Origin of the sequence: Streptomyces sp. NPDC058373 (genome assembly GCF_042723275.1) — a bacterium.
Taxonomy (GTDB): domain Bacteria; phylum Actinomycetota; class Actinomycetes; order Streptomycetales; family Streptomycetaceae; genus Streptomyces.
Map to the genome: position 1 here is coordinate 1 of NZ_JBHXJE010000060.1, position 17495 is coordinate 17495.

General features: G+C 71.9%; 17 protein-coding genes, 1 tRNA gene and 1 riboswitch. Of the genes, 12 read left to right on the plus strand and 6 right to left on the minus strand.

Annotated elements, in window-relative coordinates; all coding sequences use genetic code 11:
* Nucleotides 1–58 precede the first annotated feature (58 nt).
* A complete protein-coding gene (locus ACFWMZ_RS25555; protein ID WP_383204392.1) occupies nucleotides 59–1345 on the minus strand; it encodes a PTS transporter subunit EIIC in 1287 nt (428 codons plus the stop codon).
* A 167-nt stretch (nucleotides 1346–1512) separates the two neighbouring features.
* Between ACFWMZ_RS25555 and ACFWMZ_RS25560 the strand changes: the two genes are divergently transcribed.
* From ACFWMZ_RS25560 to rdgB, 4 genes are all read left to right on the plus strand, one after another.
* The gene (locus tag ACFWMZ_RS25560; RefSeq protein WP_003950568.1) at nucleotides 1513–1746 is read left to right on the plus strand and encodes a glucose PTS transporter subunit EIIB; all 234 of its coding nucleotides are present in this window, start codon (nucleotides 1513–1515) and stop codon (nucleotides 1744–1746) included.
* A 142-nt stretch (nucleotides 1747–1888) separates the two neighbouring features.
* Nucleotides 1889–2614: a ribonuclease PH gene (gene rph / locus ACFWMZ_RS25565; protein ID WP_383178441.1), complete on the plus strand. Its 726-nt coding sequence runs from the start codon at nucleotides 1889–1891 to the stop codon at nucleotides 2612–2614.
* A gap of 148 nt (nucleotides 2615–2762) precedes the next feature.
* Nucleotides 2763–3149, plus strand: a complete 387-nt coding sequence (locus tag ACFWMZ_RS25570; protein WP_383178444.1) for a hypothetical protein — start codon at nucleotides 2763–2765, stop codon at nucleotides 3147–3149.
* 165 nt (nucleotides 3150–3314) lie between these two features.
* Nucleotides 3315–3917 carry an RdgB/HAM1 family non-canonical purine NTP pyrophosphatase gene (gene rdgB, locus ACFWMZ_RS25575; RefSeq protein WP_383178447.1) on the plus strand — a complete coding sequence of 201 codons (603 nt, stop codon included), beginning with the start codon at nucleotides 3315–3317 and terminating at the stop codon, nucleotides 3915–3917.
* 370 nt (nucleotides 3918–4287) lie between these two features.
* Here rdgB and ACFWMZ_RS25580 read toward each other — a convergent pair.
* The 3 genes from ACFWMZ_RS25580 to bcp form a co-directional block, all read right to left on the minus strand.
* A tRNA-Leu gene (locus tag ACFWMZ_RS25580) sits at nucleotides 4288–4370 on the minus strand.
* A 79-nt stretch (nucleotides 4371–4449) separates the two neighbouring features.
* The gene (gene proP, locus ACFWMZ_RS25585) at nucleotides 4450–5946 is read right to left on the minus strand and encodes a glycine betaine/L-proline transporter ProP (RefSeq protein WP_383178450.1); all 1497 of its coding nucleotides are present in this window, start codon (nucleotides 5944–5946) and stop codon (nucleotides 4450–4452) included.
* Between the two features lie 193 nt (nucleotides 5947–6139).
* Nucleotides 6140–6607 carry a thioredoxin-dependent thiol peroxidase gene (gene bcp / locus ACFWMZ_RS25590; protein ID WP_383178452.1) on the minus strand — a complete coding sequence of 156 codons (468 nt, stop codon included), beginning with the start codon at nucleotides 6605–6607 and terminating at the stop codon, nucleotides 6140–6142.
* A gap of 147 nt (nucleotides 6608–6754) precedes the next feature.
* On the opposite strand from bcp, the gene ACFWMZ_RS25595 reads away from it, so the two are divergent.
* From ACFWMZ_RS25595 to sugE, 3 genes are all read left to right on the plus strand, one after another.
* Nucleotides 6755–7108: a DUF3618 domain-containing protein gene (locus tag ACFWMZ_RS25595; RefSeq protein ID WP_383178455.1), complete on the plus strand. Its 354-nt coding sequence runs from the start codon at nucleotides 6755–6757 to the stop codon at nucleotides 7106–7108.
* A 116-nt stretch (nucleotides 7109–7224) separates the two neighbouring features.
* Nucleotides 7225–7527 (plus strand): GroES family chaperonin, encoded by a 303-nt coding sequence (locus tag ACFWMZ_RS25600; protein ID WP_383178613.1) that lies wholly within the window; start codon nucleotides 7225–7227, stop codon nucleotides 7525–7527.
* Between the two features lie 55 nt (nucleotides 7528–7582).
* Nucleotides 7583–7653: riboswitch (guanidine-III (ykkC-III) riboswitch) on the plus strand.
* Between the two features lie 35 nt (nucleotides 7654–7688).
* Nucleotides 7689–8009, plus strand: a complete 321-nt coding sequence (sugE, locus tag ACFWMZ_RS25605; protein ID WP_383178458.1) for a quaternary ammonium compound efflux SMR transporter SugE — start codon at nucleotides 7689–7691, stop codon at nucleotides 8007–8009.
* Nucleotides 8010–8052: 43 nt separating this feature from the next.
* On the opposite strand, the gene ACFWMZ_RS25610 is transcribed toward sugE, so the two are convergent.
* Entirely contained in the window at nucleotides 8053–10401 is a 2349-nt protein-coding gene (locus ACFWMZ_RS25610) for a transglycosylase domain-containing protein (protein ID WP_383178461.1), read from the minus strand.
* 224 nt (nucleotides 10402–10625) lie between these two features.
* Here ACFWMZ_RS25610 and ACFWMZ_RS25615 point away from each other — a divergent pair, with 224 nt between their 5' ends.
* The 4 genes from ACFWMZ_RS25615 (at nucleotide 10626) to ACFWMZ_RS25630 (ending at nucleotide 14262) form a co-directional block, all read left to right on the plus strand.
* On the plus strand, nucleotides 10626–11447 hold the full coding sequence (locus tag ACFWMZ_RS25615; protein ID WP_383178464.1) for an ABC transporter permease: 822 nt from the start codon (nucleotides 10626–10628) through the stop codon (nucleotides 11445–11447).
* The gene (locus tag ACFWMZ_RS25620; RefSeq protein ID WP_383178467.1) at nucleotides 11440–12303 is read left to right on the plus strand and encodes an ABC transporter permease; all 864 of its coding nucleotides are present in this window, start codon (nucleotides 11440–11442) and stop codon (nucleotides 12301–12303) included. The genes ACFWMZ_RS25615 and ACFWMZ_RS25620 overlap by 8 nt, the downstream gene beginning before the upstream one ends.
* A gap of 114 nt (nucleotides 12304–12417) precedes the next feature.
* On the plus strand, nucleotides 12418–13461 hold the full coding sequence (locus tag ACFWMZ_RS25625) for an ATP-binding cassette domain-containing protein (protein WP_383204395.1): 1044 nt from the start codon (nucleotides 12418–12420) through the stop codon (nucleotides 13459–13461).
* A 111-nt stretch (nucleotides 13462–13572) separates the two neighbouring features.
* Entirely contained in the window at nucleotides 13573–14262 is a 690-nt protein-coding gene (locus tag ACFWMZ_RS25630; RefSeq protein ID WP_383204398.1) for a DUF1707 domain-containing protein, read from the plus strand.
* Between the two features lie 34 nt (nucleotides 14263–14296).
* Here ACFWMZ_RS25630 and ACFWMZ_RS25635 read toward each other — a convergent pair whose 3' ends face one another.
* A complete protein-coding gene (locus ACFWMZ_RS25635) occupies nucleotides 14297–15619 on the minus strand; it encodes an SGNH/GDSL hydrolase family protein (RefSeq protein ID WP_383204401.1) in 1323 nt (440 codons plus the stop codon).
* A 422-nt stretch (nucleotides 15620–16041) separates the two neighbouring features.
* On the opposite strand from ACFWMZ_RS25635, the gene ACFWMZ_RS25640 reads away from it, so the two are divergent.
* Complete coding sequence (locus ACFWMZ_RS25640) at nucleotides 16042–17448, plus strand: DUF445 domain-containing protein (RefSeq protein ID WP_383204403.1); 1407 nt, start codon at nucleotides 16042–16044, stop codon at nucleotides 17446–17448.
* The last annotated feature ends 47 nt before the right edge of the window (nucleotides 17449–17495 follow it).

Sequence of the window (17495 nt, forward strand, 5' to 3'; positions counted from 1 at the left end):
GTGCCCCCGCCCGGAGCTCGGGCGGGGGCACGGCGGCGTACCGGCGGCGGGGGAGTGGCTACGCCTTCGTGGTGTCCTCGACCTCCTCCTCGTCCTCCCGGCCCGGGGTCTTCAGGTCGAGCTTGGTGATGAGCACCCGGAAGACCACGTAGTAGACGACGGCGAAGACCAGGCCGATCGGGATGATGAGCCAGGGTTTGGTCGCCAGGCCCCAGTTGATGACGTAGTCGATCAGGCCGGCCGAGAAGCTGAAGCCGTCGTGGACACCGAACGCCCAGGTCACCGCCATCGACACACCGGTCAGCAGGGCGTGGATGACGTACAGCACCGGGGCGATGAAGAGGAACGAGTACTCCAGCGGCTCGGTGATGCCGGTGACGAAGGAGGTCAGCCCGACCGACAGCATCAGGCCGCCGACCTCCTTGCGGCGGTGCGGCTTGGCCGAGTGGGCGATGGCGAGGGCGGCGGCCGGCAGCGCGAACATCATGATCGGGAAGAAGCCCGAGGTGAACTGGCCGGCCGTCGGGTCGCCCGCCAGGAACCGGGTGATGTCGCCGTGCACGACCTGGCCGTCCGGCGCGGTGTAGCTGCCGAACTGGAACCAGATGGGCACGTTGAGGAACTGGTGGAGCCCGATCACCAGCAGCGCCCGGTTGGCGACGCCGAAGATGCCCGAGCCCCACGCGCCGAGCCCGATCAGCCAGTCGCTGAAGCTCTCCAGGCCGTCACCGATCGGCGGCCAGATCCACAGGCAGATCGCGGCGAAGACGATCGAGACGAACGCCATGATGATCGGGACCAGCCGGCGGCCGTTGAAGAAGCCCAGCCAGTCCACCAGCTTGGTCCGGTGGAACCGCTGCCAGAAGTAGGCGGCCAGCAGACCGATCACGATGCCGCCGAAGACCCCCGGGTTCTGGAACTCGTACGCCACCACCGTGCCGTCGGCCGCCTGGCAGCCCTCCAGCACGTCCTCGGTGTCGGCCGGGCATGCCTTCGGGAACTGCTGGAGCACGTTGTAGTAGACGAGGAAGCCCGCGACCGCCGCCAACGCCGTCGAGCCGTCGGCCTTCTTCGCCATGCCGATGGCGACACCCACGCAGAACAGCAGCGGCAACCCGATGTTCGGGTCGAGCAGGCCGCCGCCCGCGCCCGCCATCACCTTGGCGACGCCCGACCAGCCGAGCCCGTCGTCACCGAAGACGTCCGGCTGGCCGAGCCGGTTGAGGATGCCCGCGGCCGGGAGGACGGCGATCGGGAGCTGGAGGCTGCGGCCCATCTTCTGGAGGCCCTGGAAGAGGCTGTTCCACCACCGTTTGCGGTGGACGGCCTCGTTCTGCGTACTCATCGGCTTCCTCCTGCGCGGACGGCGGGCCCGTTCTCGCCTGCTGGTGACCGCCATCCTTCGGGACGTCAAGTTTCCCCGCCCGCGAAGTTGGGCCAACCGTGCGCTAACGTGACAAACCGGACCGGTCGTGACCGGTCGGCGCCCGCACACCCCCCAAGGGAGACCCCATGGCCAGCAAGGCTGAGAAGATCGTCGCCGCGCTCGGCGGCATCGACAACATCGACGAGGTCGAAGGCTGCATCACCCGCCTGCGCACCGAGGTCCACGACCCGTCCAAGGTCGACGAAGCCGCGCTGAAGGCCGCCGGTGCCCACGGCGTCGTCAAGATGGGCACCGCCGTCCAGGTCGTCATCGGCACCGACGCCGACCCGATCGCGGCCGACATCGAGGACCTGATGTAGCGGCGCACCCGCCCGCGTCCGGGGCCGCGCCCTGCCGGGGTGCGGCCCCGGCGCCGTGTCCCGGCGCGAGCACCGCCGCGCGCCCCACGCGCCCCGGGGACCGGGGATCACCGGCCGTGCCCGACCGCGTAGGCTCCTCGCCATGGATCGCATCGACGGCCGCACGCCCAGCCAGCTCCGCCCCCTGTCCATCGAACGGAGTTGGAGCAAGCACGCGGAAGGCTCCGTACTGGTCGCCTTCGGCGACACCAAGGTCCTCTGCACCGCCTCCTTCACGGAGGGCGTCCCGCGCTGGCGCAAGGGCAGCGGCGAGGGATGGGTCACCGCCGAGTACTCGATGCTGCCGCGCGCCACCAACACCCGCGGCGACCGCGAGTCCGTCCGCGGCAAGATCGGCGGCCGCACCCACGAGATCTCCCGCCTCATCGGCCGCTCGCTGCGCGCCGTCATCGACTACAAGGCGCTCGGCGAGAACACCGTCGTCCTCGACTGTGACGTCCTCCAGGCCGACGGCGGCACCCGCACCGCCGCCATCACCGGCGCGTACGTCGCCCTCGCCGACGCCATCGGCTGGGCCCAGGGCAAGAAGATCATCAAGCCCGGCCGCAAGCCGCTGACCAACACCGTCGCCGCCGTCAGCGTCGGCATCGTCGGCTCCGCCCCGCTCCTCGACCTCTGCTACGAGGAGGACGTGCGCGCCGAGACCGACATGAACGTGGTCTGCACCGGCGACGGGCGCTTCGTCGAGGTCCAGGGGACCGCCGAAGGGGCGCCCTTCGACCGGACCGAGCTGAACGCCCTCCTCGACCTCGGCGCCGCCGGCTGCGCCGACCTCACCCAGGGGCAGCTCGCCGCGCTCGCGGAGTGAGGACACCGCTCCAGGCTGCCGGGTAAAGAGGCCGCCGGGTAAAGAGAAGACCAAGTCGCACGGCAACCGGAGCGCTCTCCCGGGCGTCCCCACGTATGCGGGCCGGCACAGGCCGGTCCCGCACCGACACCCGGGAGAGGAAACCCCCATGCCTTCGAGCCGCCGCCGCATCGCCACCGCAGCCGCCGGTGCCGCCCTGCTCGTCCCCGCCCTGCTGGGATGCAGCGCGCTGGAGAAGGCGGCCGACTGCGTGCGCACCGCCGACGCGATAGCCGACTCCGTCGCAGAGCTCCAGCGGGCGGTCGACGGGGCGGCCGAGGATCCTGGGCAGGCGGCCGAGGCGCTCGACCGGATCGACAAGAACGTCGACGACATCCAGAAGGACACCGGCGACGCCGATGTCAGCAAGGCTGTCGATCACCTCGACACCGCTGTGGGGAATGTTCGCTCCGCGATCGAGAAGGGGGATGCGGCGCCCGACATCAGTCCTGTCGTGGATGCGGCGGGGGAGCTCACGAAGGTGTGCACTCCGTGACGGGTGGCGGCGGGGGTGGCCTCAGGCGCCGGCCGGGCTGAACTGGGCTGGGTCCGGCCTCCTGGTGCCGGTCACCGATGGCCTCAAGCGCCGGCCGGGGTTGGTTTGGCCTCAAATGCCGCCGGGCTGTCAGGGGTACGGGCGGGTAGGTCGATACTGGACGGCATGACCCGCCTGATCCTTGCCACTCGTAACGCCGGAAAGATCACTGAGCTTCGTGCGATCCTCGCGGATGCCGGGCTCACCCATGAACTCGTCGGTGCCGACGCCTACCCCGAGATCCCCGACGTCAAGGAGACCGGTGTCACCTTCGCCGAGAACGCGCTGCTCAAGGCGCATGCGCTGGCCCAGGCCACGGGGTTGCCGGCGGTCGCCGACGACTCCGGGCTCTGCGTCGACGTGCTCGGGGGCGCCCCCGGCATCTTCTCCGCCCGCTGGTCCGGAACCCACGGGGACGACCAGGCCAACCTGGACCTGCTCCTCGCCCAGCTCTCGGACATCGCGGAGCCGCACCGGACCGCGTACTTCGCCTGCGCCGCCGCACTCGCGCTCCCCGACGGAACCGAACGCGTCGTCGAGGGCCGCCTCACCGGCACCCTGCGCCACGCCCCCGCCGGGGAGTACGGCTTCGGCTACGACCCGATCCTCCAGCCCGACGGCGAGACCCGCACCTGCGCCGAACTGACCCCCGCCGAAAAGAACGCCATCAGCCACCGAGGCAAGGCCTTCCGCGCCCTGGCCCCCGTCACCCGCGAACTCCTCGGCTGACGCCACCCGCCAGCCCATTCTCCAGCCCGGCCGGCGTTTGAGGCCGTTTGTGACGGGTGCTGAGGGGCCGGAGTGCAGCCAGTCTCAGCCCGGCCGGCGTTTGAGGCCGTTTGTGACCGGCGGCGGGGGCCGGAGTCCAGCCAGTCTGAGCCCGGCCGGCGTTTGAGGCCGTTTGTGACCGGCGGCGGGGGCCGGAGTCCAGCCAGTCTGAGCCCGGCCGGCGTTTGAGGCCGTTTGTGACCGGCGGCGGGGGGCCGGAGTCCAGCCAGTCTCAGCCCGGCCGGCGTTTGAGGCCAAGAGCCCGGCCGGCGTCTGAGGCCAAGGCCGAGCAAGGGAAAGCCCGGGCCACCCACAGGTAGCCCGGGCTGCGTGCGGCCGGAGGGACTCGAACCCTCACGGGCGAAGCCCACTGGGACCTAAACCCAGCTCGTCTGCCAGTTCCGACACGGCCGCGAGCCGCCGCCATCCTACCGGCCGGAACCCCGCCCGGGGCGGCCCGGGACCAGCCCGGCGACCGGCGCCGCGCGCGGCGTCAGAACTTGGGATCGGGCGACTGCGCGTCCACGATCTCCCGCGCCTCCTCCTCGGTCGCCACCGAGGGCGGCGACCCGGCGAGCGGCTGGTGCGCCGTCTCCTTCATGCAGGCCACCGCGATGACACCGATCAGCGCCGCGGCCATCGCGTAGTACGCGGGCATCATGTCGTTGCCGGTCAGGCCGATCAGCCCGGTGATGACCAGCGGGGTGGTGCCACCGAAGAGCGAGGCCGACAGGTTGTAGCCGACCGAGAGCGAGCCGTACCGCACCGGTGTCGGGAAGAGCGCCGGGAGCGCCGCCGACATGGTGCCGAGCAGGCAGACCAGGGAGAGGCCGAGCATCAGCATGCCGGCCGAGACGGCGAGCAGGCTGCCCTGCTTGACCAGCAGGAACGAGGGGATGGAGAGGAAGAAGAAGCTGATCATGCCGGTCATCAGCAGCGGCTTGCGGCCGAACCGGTCACTGAGCTTGCCCACCTGGTTGATGATCAGCATCAGCAGCACCATGACCCCGATCAGGATCAGCAGGCCGTGGCTCTCGTCGTACCCCATCTCGTCGGAGAGGTACGTCGGCATGTACGACAGGAGCATGTAGTCGGTGATGTTGTACGCGCCGACCAGGCAGATGCAGAGGATCAGCGACGGCCAGTAGCGGACGAAGATCTTCGCCAGGTCGCCCTTGTGGGTGGTCTCCACGCCGTCGGCCGCCTCGGTGGCGTGCGCCGTGCCGCCCTCCAGCTTCTGGAAGGCCGGGGTCTCGTCCAGCTTCAGCCGCAGGTAGATGCCGACGAAGCCGAGGGGACCGGCGACCAGGAACGGGATGCGCCAGCCCCAGCTCTCCATCGCCCCGTCGTCCAGCACCGTGTAGAGCGCCGTGACCAGGCCCGCCGCGCCGGTGTAGCCGAGCAGGGTGCCCAGCTCCAGGAAGCTGCCGAAGAAGCCGCGCCGCTTGTCGGGCGCGTACTCGGCGATGAAGGTCGAGGCGCCGCCGTACTCCCCGCCGGTCGAGAAGCCCTGCACCAGCCGGAAGAAGATCAGCAGCACCGGCGCCCAGAAGCCGATCGTGGCGTAGGAGGGGATCAGGCCGATGCAGAAGGTGCCCAGCGCCATCAGGACCATCGTCAGCGCGAGGACCTTCTTGCGGCCGAGCCGGTCACCCATCGGACCGAAGAACATGCCGCCCAGCGGCCGTACCAGGAAGGCGACGGCGAAGGTGGCGAACGAGGAGAGCAGCTGCACCGTGTCGTTCCCGGAGGGGAAGAACACATGGCCGATGGTGACCGCGAGATACGAGTAGATCCCGAAGTCGAACCATTCCATGGCGTTGCCGAGGGAAGCCGCTTTCACGGCACGCTTGACGGCCCGCTCGTCCGTGATGGTGATGTCGCTCCGGCGCAGCCGAGGGTTCCTGCGCTGCTGGACGGCGCGGAAGAGGCGGGGGTGCCGCTTGACCGCCTCCGGGTCGTCCCCGGTCTGCGGGCCGGTATCGGCCATGGCTGCTCCCTTTCCTCGGTGGTGGTCCCAGGGACTGCTTCTGCACCGGCATCGCAAGCGCAAACCGCCACGCTGTAGAAGTGTGGCCCCGGTCACAGGGGGCGCGCGACCCCGCCGCGTCCGAGTGGCTGACGTGGCGGGGCCGGGAGGAAGGAGAGGAGGCAGGGGCGCGTGGGACAACCCGGTGGCAGGGTCAGACGCCCAGGTCCTTCATGATCTTGGCGACGTGGCCGGTGGCCTTGACGTTGTAGAAGGCGTGCTCGACGGTGCCGTCCTCGCCGACCACGATGGTGGAGCGGATCACGCCCGTCACCGTCTTGCCGTAGAGCTTCTTCTCGCCGAAGGCGCCGTACGCCGCCAGCGTCTCCTTGGACGGGTCGCCGACCAGGGTGACCTTCAGCTCCTCCTTCTCGCGGAACTTGGCGAGCTTCTCCGGCTTGTCCGGGGAGACGCCGATCACGTCGTACCCGGCGCTCGCCAGGACGTCCAGGTTGTCGGTGAAGTCGCAGGCCTGCTTGGTGCAGCCGGGGGTGAGGGCCGCCGGGTAGAAGTAGACGATGACCTTGCGGCCCTGGTGGGAGGCGAGGGAGACCTCGTTGCCGTCGGCGTCGGGCAGGGTGAAGGCGGGGGCGGTGTCGCCCGGCTTGAGTCGCTCGCTCATGATCGGTCTCCTCGCGAAACTGGTTCTTGGTCCGGGTTGAGCCTAATAGGGGTGCCGCGGGGTGGGATCAGGCCGGAGCTGACAGACTGTCGACGGACAGAGACGGCTCACGGGATGGTCCGGGATTCCCCGGGTACCCGGGGACCCATGGGTACGGACGACGACGGAGGCAGCGCGGTGTCGGATGCCAGGACCCCTGCGCAGATCGAGGCGGACATCAAGCGGCGGCGCGAGACGCTGGCCGAGACCCTCGACGAGATCGGGGTGCGGGTGCACCCCAAGACGATCGTCGGCGACGCGAAGGCGCAGGTGGCCTCGCGGGTCGACGCGACCCTCGGCCGCGCCTACGTGGGGGTGAACCGCGCCCTGAGCCAGATGCGCGCCGGTTTCACCCGCGAGGACGGCTCGCCGCGCCCGGAGCGGGTGATCCCGGCGGCGCTGCTCGCGGTCGGCGTCGTCGGCCTCGTCGTGGTCTCCGCACGCCGGGATTCCGGCAAGTAGGACACCCCGCCCCGCCCGCGGAGAGCGGCCTGGACCCTTCTCCGTACGGGGCGGCGGGCGCCAGGTAGGTTCGAGGCGTGAGTGAGAACAACCGGCACGACAAGTTGCCCATTCGCATGCTGCACGACCGCGTGCTGGTCCGGACCGACATCCCCGAGGGGGAGCGGCGGTCGACGGGCGGCATCGTCATCCCGGCGACGGCCGCGGTGGGCCGGCGGCTGGGCTGGGCCGAGGTGGTCGCGGTCGGGCAGAACGTCCGCGCGGTCGAACCCGGCGACCGGGTGCTGTACGACCCCGAGGACCGCGCCGAGGTCGAGGTGGGAGGCGTCGCGTACGTCCTGATGCGCGAGCGCGACCTGCACGCCGTCGCCGCCGACCGCTTCGAGGGCTCGGAGGACGCCACGGGGCTCTACCTGTAGGCACGCGCGGGACGTACGGCCCGGCCCCCGGTGACAGAGGTCACCGGGGGCCGGGCCCGCTCTTTGCTACCGTGGAGACATCCCGACGAGACGCGCCGTACCGGGTTGAGGCAAAGACGACGCACCCCCGTTGATCTCGCGTTTCTCTCGGAGGTGCCCTCGTGGCCTGGGTTCTGCTCATCGTGGCCGGTCTGCTCGAAGTCGGCTGGTCGATCGGGATGAAGTACACCGAAGGATTCACCCGGCTCTGGCCGAGCCTGTTCACCGGCGCCGGAATCGTCGCCAGCATGGTGCTGCTCGCCCAGGCGACCAAGACCCTGCCGATCGGCACCGCCTACGGCGTCTGGGTCGGCATCGGCGCCGCGGGCGCCGCGATCCTCGGCATGGTGGTGCTCGGCGAACCGGCCACCGCGGCCCGGATCTTCTTCGTCTGCCTGCTGGTGGTCGCCGTGATCGGCCTGAAGCTCACATCTGGGCACTGATTTTTTGGAGCTTCGCTCGCCGCCGGGGCGCGAAGCCGACCTGTCAGGGCTGGTCCGGTGCCTCCGGGACCGGTGGTCCGGGCGGGGCCAGGGGCTCGTGGGGGTCGCGGGACGGGGTGAGGGGGGCGGTGTCGAGGAGGGGGCCGCCGGGTGGGGGCGAGTCGCCGTTGCGGCCGGGGTCGTCCTGCGAGTCCGGCGGGACCTCGGCCGAGCCCCCCGTGTCGCCGTCGCCCGGCCGGCTGGGGGAGTCGCCGCCCGGGTCGCGGGGGGCCGTCCCGGTGTCCGAGGGGGCGGGGGTGTCGCCGTCCGGGTCCCGGGGGTCGCGGGAGGCCCCGCCTGACTCGCTCGGGGAGGCGGTGGGGGAGGCCTCGGCCGAGGTGTCCGCGTCGAGGTCGAACTCGCGCACCGGCTGCCCGGCGAGGGCGGCCCGGGTGAACTGGGCCCAGATCTCGGCGGGCGGCCCGCCGCCGTTGACGCGGGGGAGGCCGAGGGCGCCGTAGAGGGGGGTGTGGGCGCCGGACTCCGGGTCCTGACCCATCACGGCGATCACCGTGGTCAGGTCGGGGGTGTACCCGGCGAACCAGGCGGCCGTGTCCTCCTCCGCGGTGCCGGTCTTGCCCGCCGCCGGACGCCCCGCCTCGCGGGCCGCCATACCGGTGCCGCCGCGCACCACGCTGCGCAGCACCGAGGTGGTGGTGTCGGCCGCGCGCCGGTTCACCGCCTCCCGGCTCTCCTCCTCGGGCAGCTCCAGCTTCTCGCCGAGGTGGGTGATCTCCTGGACCAGCCGGTGGTCGCGGTGGCGGCCGTGGTCGGCGAGGGTCGCGTACGCCTCGGCCATGTCCAGGACGCTGGCGGTGGCGGTGCCGAGCGCGATCGACGGGTACGGCTGGAGGTCCGGGGTCTCCTTCGGCAGCCCCAGCGCGACCGCGGTGTCCTTGACCTTCTCGGGGCCGACGTCGACGGCGAGCTGGGCGTAGACCGCGTTGACGGAGCGGTCGGTGGCGACCTTCAGGGTGATGTCGCCGTAGTCCCGCTCGTCCTCGTTCTCCGGCTCGTACGGCCCGCCGCTCCACCCCTCGACGCGCCGCTTGTTGGTGCCGTCGTAGCGGGCGTTGGGGTTGATGGTGCGCCCGTCCTGGGTGCGGGCCTTGTGCTGGAGGGCGGCGGTGAGGACGAAGGGCTTGAAGGTGGAGCCGACCTGGTAGTCGCGGCGGGTCGCGTTGTTGACGAACTGCTGGGTGTAGTCGATGCCGCCGTACATGGCGAGGACCTTGCCGGTACCCGGGTCGAGGGCGACGCCGCCGGCGCGGACGTTCCGGTCGGCCTCGCGCTCCTTCTTGTCGAGCCGGGAGACGAGCCGGTCGTCCACCGCCTTCACCAGCGCGTCCTGGTGGTCCTTGACCAGGGTGGTGGTGATCCGGTGGCCGCCCTTGGCGAGCGCCTCCTCGGTGACGACGCCGTTGCCGACCAGGTACTGGTCGACGGCCTGCACCAGGTAGCCGCGCTGGCCGGAGAGGCCGCGCGGGAGGTGCTGCTGGTCGGGGGTGGGGAAGGAGAGGCGGGCGCGGTCGGCCTCGGTGAGCCACTTCTCCTTGACCATGCCGTTCAGCACGTAGTTCCAGCGGGCCTCGGCGCGGGGGCGGTTGCCGGGGTGGGCGACCACGTCGTAGGCGCTGGGGGCGTTGAGGAGCGAGGCGAGGTAGGCGCCCTGGGCGGTGTCCAGGTCGTGGGCGTCGATGCCGTAGTACGCCTGGGCGGCGGCCTGGATGCCGTAGGCGTTGCGACCGAAGTAGCTGGTGTTGAGGTAGCCCTCCAGGATGTCGTCCTTGGAGGTCTCGCGGTCCAGCTTGATCGCGATGAAGAACTCCTTCGCCTTGCGGGTGACGGTCTGGTCCTGGTCCAGGTAGTAGTTCTTGACGTACTGCTGGGTGATGGTGGAGCCGGACTGCTTGCCCTTGCCGGTGACGGTCTTCCAGGCGCCGCGGATCATCGCCTGCGGGTCGACGGCCGAGCCGGTGTAGAAGTCGCGGTCCTCGGCGGCGAGGACCGCGCGCTGCACCGGCTTGGGGAGGTCGGAGAGGGAGATGTTCTCCCGGTTGACGTCGCCGTCGCTGGCGAGCTGGGTGCCGTCGGCGTACAGGTAGACGTTGGACTGCTGGGTGGCCGCCGCGTTGGCGGCCGGGATGTCGACCAGCAGGTAGCCGACGAGGAAGCCGCCGCAGACCAGCACCAGCAGGGCGAGGAGCGAGCCGAGTGCCAGCCGCCAGCCCGGGAGGAACCGGCGGATGCCGTGCTTCCGATTCCCGCCCGCGTCAGGATCGCGCTCCTCCCAACCGGACCAGCGCTCGTGCTCCTCGCCCGCGCCGTCCGGCTGCCGCCGCTCCTCGCCCATGACTCCCCGATTCCCGATTCGCGTAGTACGCCCGATCTGTCACTTTCGCATCATGCGATCCGCCACGCCGACCGGCACGCGCCCGCACAACGAAAACCCGTGGCGGCTGGTAGCGGCCCGCGCCTAAGCTCCTGCCCTTTGGTGCCAAAGTGGCGCCGATCACACAGAACACCGACAACGCCCGGTCGGCGGGTGTGTCGCGGGGGAAACGGAGCAGCAGCACGATGGCCCACGGCCCAGCAAGGGCGGCGCTGTACGCGGCGGTCGCCGCCAAGGGATTCCGGCGGTTCGCCACCTACCGGGCGGCCACCATGGCCGGCATCTTCACCAACACCGTCTTCGGACTGATCCTCGCCTACACCTACCTCGCCCTCTGGGACGAACGCCCCGGCCTCGGCGGCTACGACCAGTCCCAGGCCCTCACCTTCGTGTGGATCGGCCAGTCCCTCCACATGGCCGTCGCCGCGATGGGCGGCGGCGCCGAGAACGAGCTGATGGAACGCATCCGAACGGGTGACATCGCCGTCGACCTCTACCGCCCCGTCGACCTCCAGCTCTGGTGGCTCGCCCAGGACGCCGGGCGCGCCTGCTTCCAGCTGGTGGCCCGCGGCGCCCTGCCGCTCGCCTTCGGCGCCCTCGCCTTCGACCTGGCGCTGCCCACCTCGCCGGGCACCTGGGCCGCCTTCCTGGTGGCGGTCGCCCTCGGCCTCCTGGTCAGCTTCGGCATCCGCTACCTGGTGGCGCTGAGCGCCTTCTGGCTGCTGGACGGCGCGGGCGTCGGCCAGCTCGCCTGGCTGATCGGGGTGTTCTTCTCCGGGATGCTGCTGCCGCTCAACGTCTTCCCCGGCCTGCTCGGCGAGGTCGCCCGCGTGCTGCCCTGGTCCTCGATCCTCCAGGTCCCGGCCGACATCCTCCTCGGCGTCCACACCGGCACCGGTCTGCTCGGCGCCTACGCCTTCCAGCTCACCTGGGCGGTGCTGCTGCTGGCCGCCGGACGCGCCCTCCAGGCCGTGGCGACCCGCAGGGTGGTGGTCCAGGGTGGCTGACACCGCCGCACGGCCGCGCCCGCTGCCCGCGCCCGACCCCTTCCGCTCGCCGCTCGCCGAGGGCCTGCGCGCCTACCGGCTCATCGTGGCCATGTGGATCCGCTCCACCCTCGCCTACCGGGCGTCTTTCGCCATGGCCTTCGGTGTCAGCATCGCCGCCAACGCCCTCGACTTCGTCGCGGTCCTGCTGATGTTCTCGCACGTCGACACGCTCGGCGGCTACACCCTCGGCGAGGTCGCCTTCCTCTACGGCACCTCCGCCACCGCCTTCGGCCTGGCCGACCTCGCCCTCGGCTCCATGGAGCGGCTCGGGCGGCGCATCCGCGACGGCTCACTCGACACCCTCCTGGTCCGCCCGGTCCCCGTCCTCGCCCAGCTCGCCGCCGACCGCTTCGCCCTGCGCCGCCTCGGCCGCATCACCCAGGGGCTGCTGGTGCTGGCGTACGCGCTGACCGTGCTGGAGGTCGACTGGAGCTGGACCAAGGTGCTGATGATCCCGATGATGCTGGTCAGCGGCGCGGTGATCTTCGGCGCCGTCTTCGTGGCCGGAGCCGTCTTCCAGTTCTACGCCCAGGACGCGGCCGAGGTGCAGAACGCCTTCACCTACGGCGGCACGACGCTGCTCCAGTACCCGCCGACCGTCTTCGCCAAGGAACTGGTCCGCTCGGTGACCTTCGTGCTGCCGCTGGCCTTCGTCAACTGGGTGCCCGCGCTGTACGTCCTGGACCGCGACAATCCGCTCGGCCTCCCCGCCCAACTGGCCTTCGCGCCACCGCTGGTGGCGGCCGCCTGCTGTGCCGGGGCGGGGCTGCTCTGGCGGGTGGGGGTGCGGGCCTACCGGTCGACGGGGAGCTGACGGGTCACCGGCGGGCAGCGAGGCCCGCGTACACGCACACGCAGAACCATGGCCGGGCCCGCGTCACGGGCCCGGCGCCCACCACACCGGACAGAGGGGCAGGAGTCAGCAGAGATGGACGCGACGGAACAACCGGCGGCGGCGCAGGAGGAGGCCGGGACGGAGACGGCCCCGGCCGTGCTGCCCGGGCCGCGGGCCGAGGAGGTCATCCGCCTCGAAGGGGTCGAGAAGGTCTTCGAGGTACGTCGGCGCGCAGGGCTGGTGCGCCGGGAGAAGCGGCAGGTCAGAGCCGTGGACGGGCTCACCTTCTCGGTGGCGCGCGGCGAGATGGTCGGCTTCGTCGGCCCCAACGGCGCGGGCAAGTCCACCACCATCAAGATGCTGACCGGCATCCTCACCCCGAGCGGCGGCACCCTGCGCGTCGCGGGCGTCGAACCCGCCCGCGACCGGGCCCGCCTCGCCCGCCGCATCGGCGTCGTCTTCGGCCAGCGCACCACCCTCTGGTGGGACCTGCCGCTGCTCGACTCCTACCAGCTCATCCACCGCATGTACCGCGTCCCCGGCGCCCGCTACCGGGAGAACCTCGACCGGTGCGTCGAACTCCTCGATCTGGGCGACCTGTTGGAGGTGCCCGTGCGGCAGCTCTCGCTCGGGCAGCGGATGCGCGGCGACATCGCGGCCGCCCTGCTGCACGACCCCGAGGTGCTGTACCTGGACGAGCCGACCATCGGCCTCGACGTCGTCTCCAAGGCCAACGTACGGCGGTTTCTCGCCGATCTGAACGCCGAACGGGGCACCACCGTCCTGCTCACCACCCACGACCTCACCGACATCGAGCAGCTCTGCCGCCGCGTCATGGTCATCGACCATGGCCGCCTCATGTACGACGGGGCGGTGGCCGGGCTGCACCGGATCGCCGACGCGGAACGCACCCTCGTCGTCGACCTCGCCACCGAACTCCCGCCCATCGCCGTGGAGTCGGCCCGCACCGTGAAGGTGGAGGGTCCGCGCCAGTGGCTCGCCTTCCCCGCCGGCCGGTCGGCCGCGCCGATCGTCGCGGAGATCGCCGCCGGGTGGCCGCTGGTCGACCTGTCCGTCCGCGAACCCGATATCGAGGACGTCATCGCCCGTATGTACGCCGGGCGTTCGGTCGGCTGAGCACGGCGGGGAGCGGCAGGGGAGGGGCCGGCGGGCGGGCCGGTGACGAGATCGTCGCGGTCGGCCCCTCGGCCCTGTCCCGGCGGGCCCCGCGCCTCATAGGCTGACCGCATGAGTGAAGAGCTGCCCGAACTCCGCGCCTCCGACGCCGACCGCGAGAAGGTCGCCGAACGGCTCCGCGACGCCATGGCCGAAGGCCGCCTGGACATGGACGAGTTCGGTGAACGGCTCGACGCCGTCTACCGGACCCGCACCTACGCCGAGCTGGAGCCCCTCACCCGCGACCTGCCCTCCACCGGGGCCGGCTCGCCCGCAGCCCGCCCCGCCGCCGAGCGCGGCGGGGAGAACTGGCCCGCCCGGATCGGCGGCACCGGCGACAGCCGCTGGGGCATCGGGGTGCTCTCCGGCTTCCAGCACACCGGCCGCTGGACCGTCCCCGCCCGCTTCAAGGCCCTCGCCTTCTGGGGCGGCGGCCAGCTCGACCTGCGCGAGGCCCGCTTCGAGTCCCGCGAGACGGTCATCGACTGCTGGGCCGTGATGGGGGGCGTCAACATCGTGGTGCCGCCCGGTGTCCAGGTCGACGTGCGCGGCATCGGCATCATGGGCGGCTTCGGCCGCCCGGCCGGTGACGACACCCCCGATCCCGACGCCCCGCGCGTCGTCGTCCGCGGCTTCGCCTTCTGGGGCGGCGTCGGCACCGAACGCAAGCCCGCCCGCGCCCAGCGGCGGCTGGAGAAGGAGCGACGCCGGGGCGAGGTGGGCGAGGGGGACGCCGAGGGCGGGCGCAAGGAACTGGGCTGACGCCGTACGGAACCCGAACCCGGCCCCGTACCCGTCAGAGTTCCGCCGGGGCGGTCTTCCGCAGCAGGGACAGGTCGAAGGACTCGCCCATCTTGCGGAAGCCCGCGTCGCTCGGGTGCAGGTGGTCCCCGGAGTCGTACTCGGGGCGCAGCTGCTGCGCGTCGTACGGGTCGCGGACGGCCTTGTCGAAGTCGACGTAGTGGTCGAAGACCTTCTCGGCCCGGATCGCGGCGTTGACCTCCTGCCGCATCCGCTCCTTCTCCGGCGTCCACCCGCGGTGCCCGCCGAACGGCATCAGCGTCGCCCCGGTGACGCGCAGGCCCCGCTGGTGGGCTTGGCGGGTCAGGTCCCGCAGGCCGTCGGCGATGTCGGCGGCGGAGTTGTCGTTCGGGTTGCGCAGGATGTCGTTGATGCCGAGGGCGACGACGACCCCGCGCACCCCGGTCCGGGAGAGCGCGTCCCGCTCGAAGCGGTTGAGGCCGCTGGGGTTGCCCGCGGGTCGGCCGAGGCCGTCGGAGAGCAGGCGGTTGCCGCTGATGCCCTGGTTGACCACGCTCAGGTCGAGGTTGCCCGGCTCGTCGCGCATCCGCTGGGCCAGCACGTCGGTCCAGCGGCGGTTGGCCCCCATGGTTGAGGTGATGCCGTCGGTCAGCGAGTCGCCGAGGACGACCACGGCGCCCTGCGAGTCGTTGCTGAAGACGTCCACCGCCGTCACGTACCGCCAGAACGGGCTCTGCTGCGTGTACGCCGCCCCCGACTCGTCGTCGGTGCGGTCACCGCGCGCCACGTAACTGATCTGCCGGGCGTGCGGGTGGTAGGTGACCGGGCCCGAAGGGGTGGGGGTGAAGGTGGTGATGAGCAGGCCGGAGCCGTTCGGGACGCGCATCCGCACGGCGTCGCTGACCCGCTGCTCGCCCGGGGGGATGACGACGTTGCTGCGGCCGTCGAAGGTGAGGGCGCGAAGCGTGCCCGGGGCGGCCGAGGGGTTGTTGGGGGCGGCGGTCAGCGCGACCGAGGCGCGGGTGAGGTTCAGCGGCTGCTGCCCGTAGAGGTTGGAGAGGGTGACACGGGCGCTCGTGCCCCCGGTGTGCGTGTGCACCACGTTACGGATCGACTGCCCCGCGTAGCCGCGCAGTTCGGTGCCGGGCTCGCCGCCGACAGGGGAGGCCGACCACGCCGCGACCCAGCTGCCCGACGAGGCCGGAGCCGCCGAGCTGCGCGGGGTACGGGCGCCTTGGTCCGCTGCCTCGTCGCGGGGGCCGCCCGTCCCGGTCACGCCCAGGTATATGGCGGCCGATATCAGGACGACGATCGTCGCGAGGGCGGCGAGCAAGGCATAACCGTGACGCTTGGTCATGCGCCTGTTACTCCTCGGGCCGGGGGAGCCCCGAGGCTCCGTGTGGATCTTCCATGATGCGTCATGGCGCGGAGAGTCGCGCGGGGCGCCCCCCGGAGGGACAGACGCGGCCAACCCGCCGTCCGTTCCCGCGAAGAGGTGGGTAATCGGGCGATTGCGGGAGTGCGGGGACAAGGGGCGCACCGGGCGTCCTGGAGTGGTGACGGGCGGTGAGATTCGGCCACGGCAGGTGGGCGTTCGTGTGCGGCGGGCCACCACGGGCGGGGTGTGCGCGGGTGGCGCGGGCGCTCAGGGGTCCTGGGTCGGGGCGGGTGTGCCGCGACGGCTGCGGGGGTGTTCGCCGTATCGTGCGGGAGGGGCCTTTCCGGGCGCGACGCGTGCGGGCGGCCACAGGCAGTGACGGGTGAACGGGACGGGACACCATGGCAGAGGACGACCGCAGGGGCGAGGACGCGGGCGGCACGGGCGCGCCCGGCGGGGACGGCTCTCGCCGGTCCGAGGCGCGCGGCGGGGCCCTCGGCGCCCTCCTCGGTGCCGGAGCGGGCGCCCCCGGCGCCGGCGCCGACCCGATGGCGTTCACCGCCGCCGACGAGGAGAAGCAGCGCGGCGTACGCCGGATGAAGATCACCGCCACCGGCCTGCTCGTCCTCGTCGCCGTCGTCTACGTCCTCGCCACCTGGGCCGAGCACTCCGGCGCCGGTGCCTGGGCCGGGTACGTCGCCGCCGCCGCGGAGGCGGGCATGGTCGGCGCGCTGGCCGACTGGTTCGCGGTCACCGCCCTCTTCCGCCACCCGCTCGGCCTGCCCATCCCGCACACCGCGATCATCCCGCGCAAGAAGGACCAGCTCGGCGCCTCCCTCGGCGCCTTCGTCGGCGAGAACTTCCTCTCCCCGGACGTCATCCGCACCCGGCTGCGCGCCCTCCACCTCGGCAGCCGCGTCGGCACCTGGCTGGCCCGCCCGGAGAACGCCGACCGCGTCACCTCCGAACTCTCCACCGCCCTGCGCGGCGCCCTCACCGTCCTGCGCGACAACGACGTGCAGGCCGTCGTCGGCGAGGCCGTCACCCGCCGCGCCGACGCCCAGGAGATCGCGCCGGGCCTCGGCCGGATGCTGGAGAAGATCGTCGAGGACGGCGGCCACCGCCGCGTCGTCGACCTCGTCTGCTCCCGCGCCCACGACTGGCTGGTCCTCCACAGCGACCAGGTGATGAACGCCGTCCAGGGCGGCGCCCCCGGCTGGACCCCGCGCTTCGTCGACAAGCGCGTCGGCGAACGCGTCTACAAGGAACTCCTGCGCTTCCTCACCGAGATGCGCGACATGCCCGACCACCCGGCCCGCGCCGCCGTCGACCGCTTCCTCTCCGACTTCGCCACCGACCTGCGCACCGACCCCGACACCCGCGCCCGCGTCGAACGCCTCAAGACCGAGATCATCCACCGCCCCGAGGTCCAGGACCTCATCACCTCCGCCTGGACCGCCGTACGCTCCATGATCGTGGCCGCCGCCGAGGACGAGCAGAGCGAACTGCGCCTGCGCGCCCGCGCCGCCCTCCTCTCCCTCGGCAACCGCATGGCCGACGACCCCCGCCTCCAGCAGAAGGTCGACGGCTGGGCCGAGGCGGCCGCCGCCTACGTCGTCACCAACTACCGCGCCCAGATCACCTCCCTGATCACCGACACCGTCGCCGGCTGGGACGCCGAACACACCTCCCGCAAGATCGAGGCCCACATCGGCCGCGACCTCCAGTTCATCCGCATCAACGGCACGGTGGTGGGGTCCCTGGCGGGGCTGGTGATCCATACGGTGTCGCGGGGGTTCGGGGCGTAGCCCCTGCGGGGGCGGGCTGATTCCCGGCCTCAGGCGCCGGCCGGGCT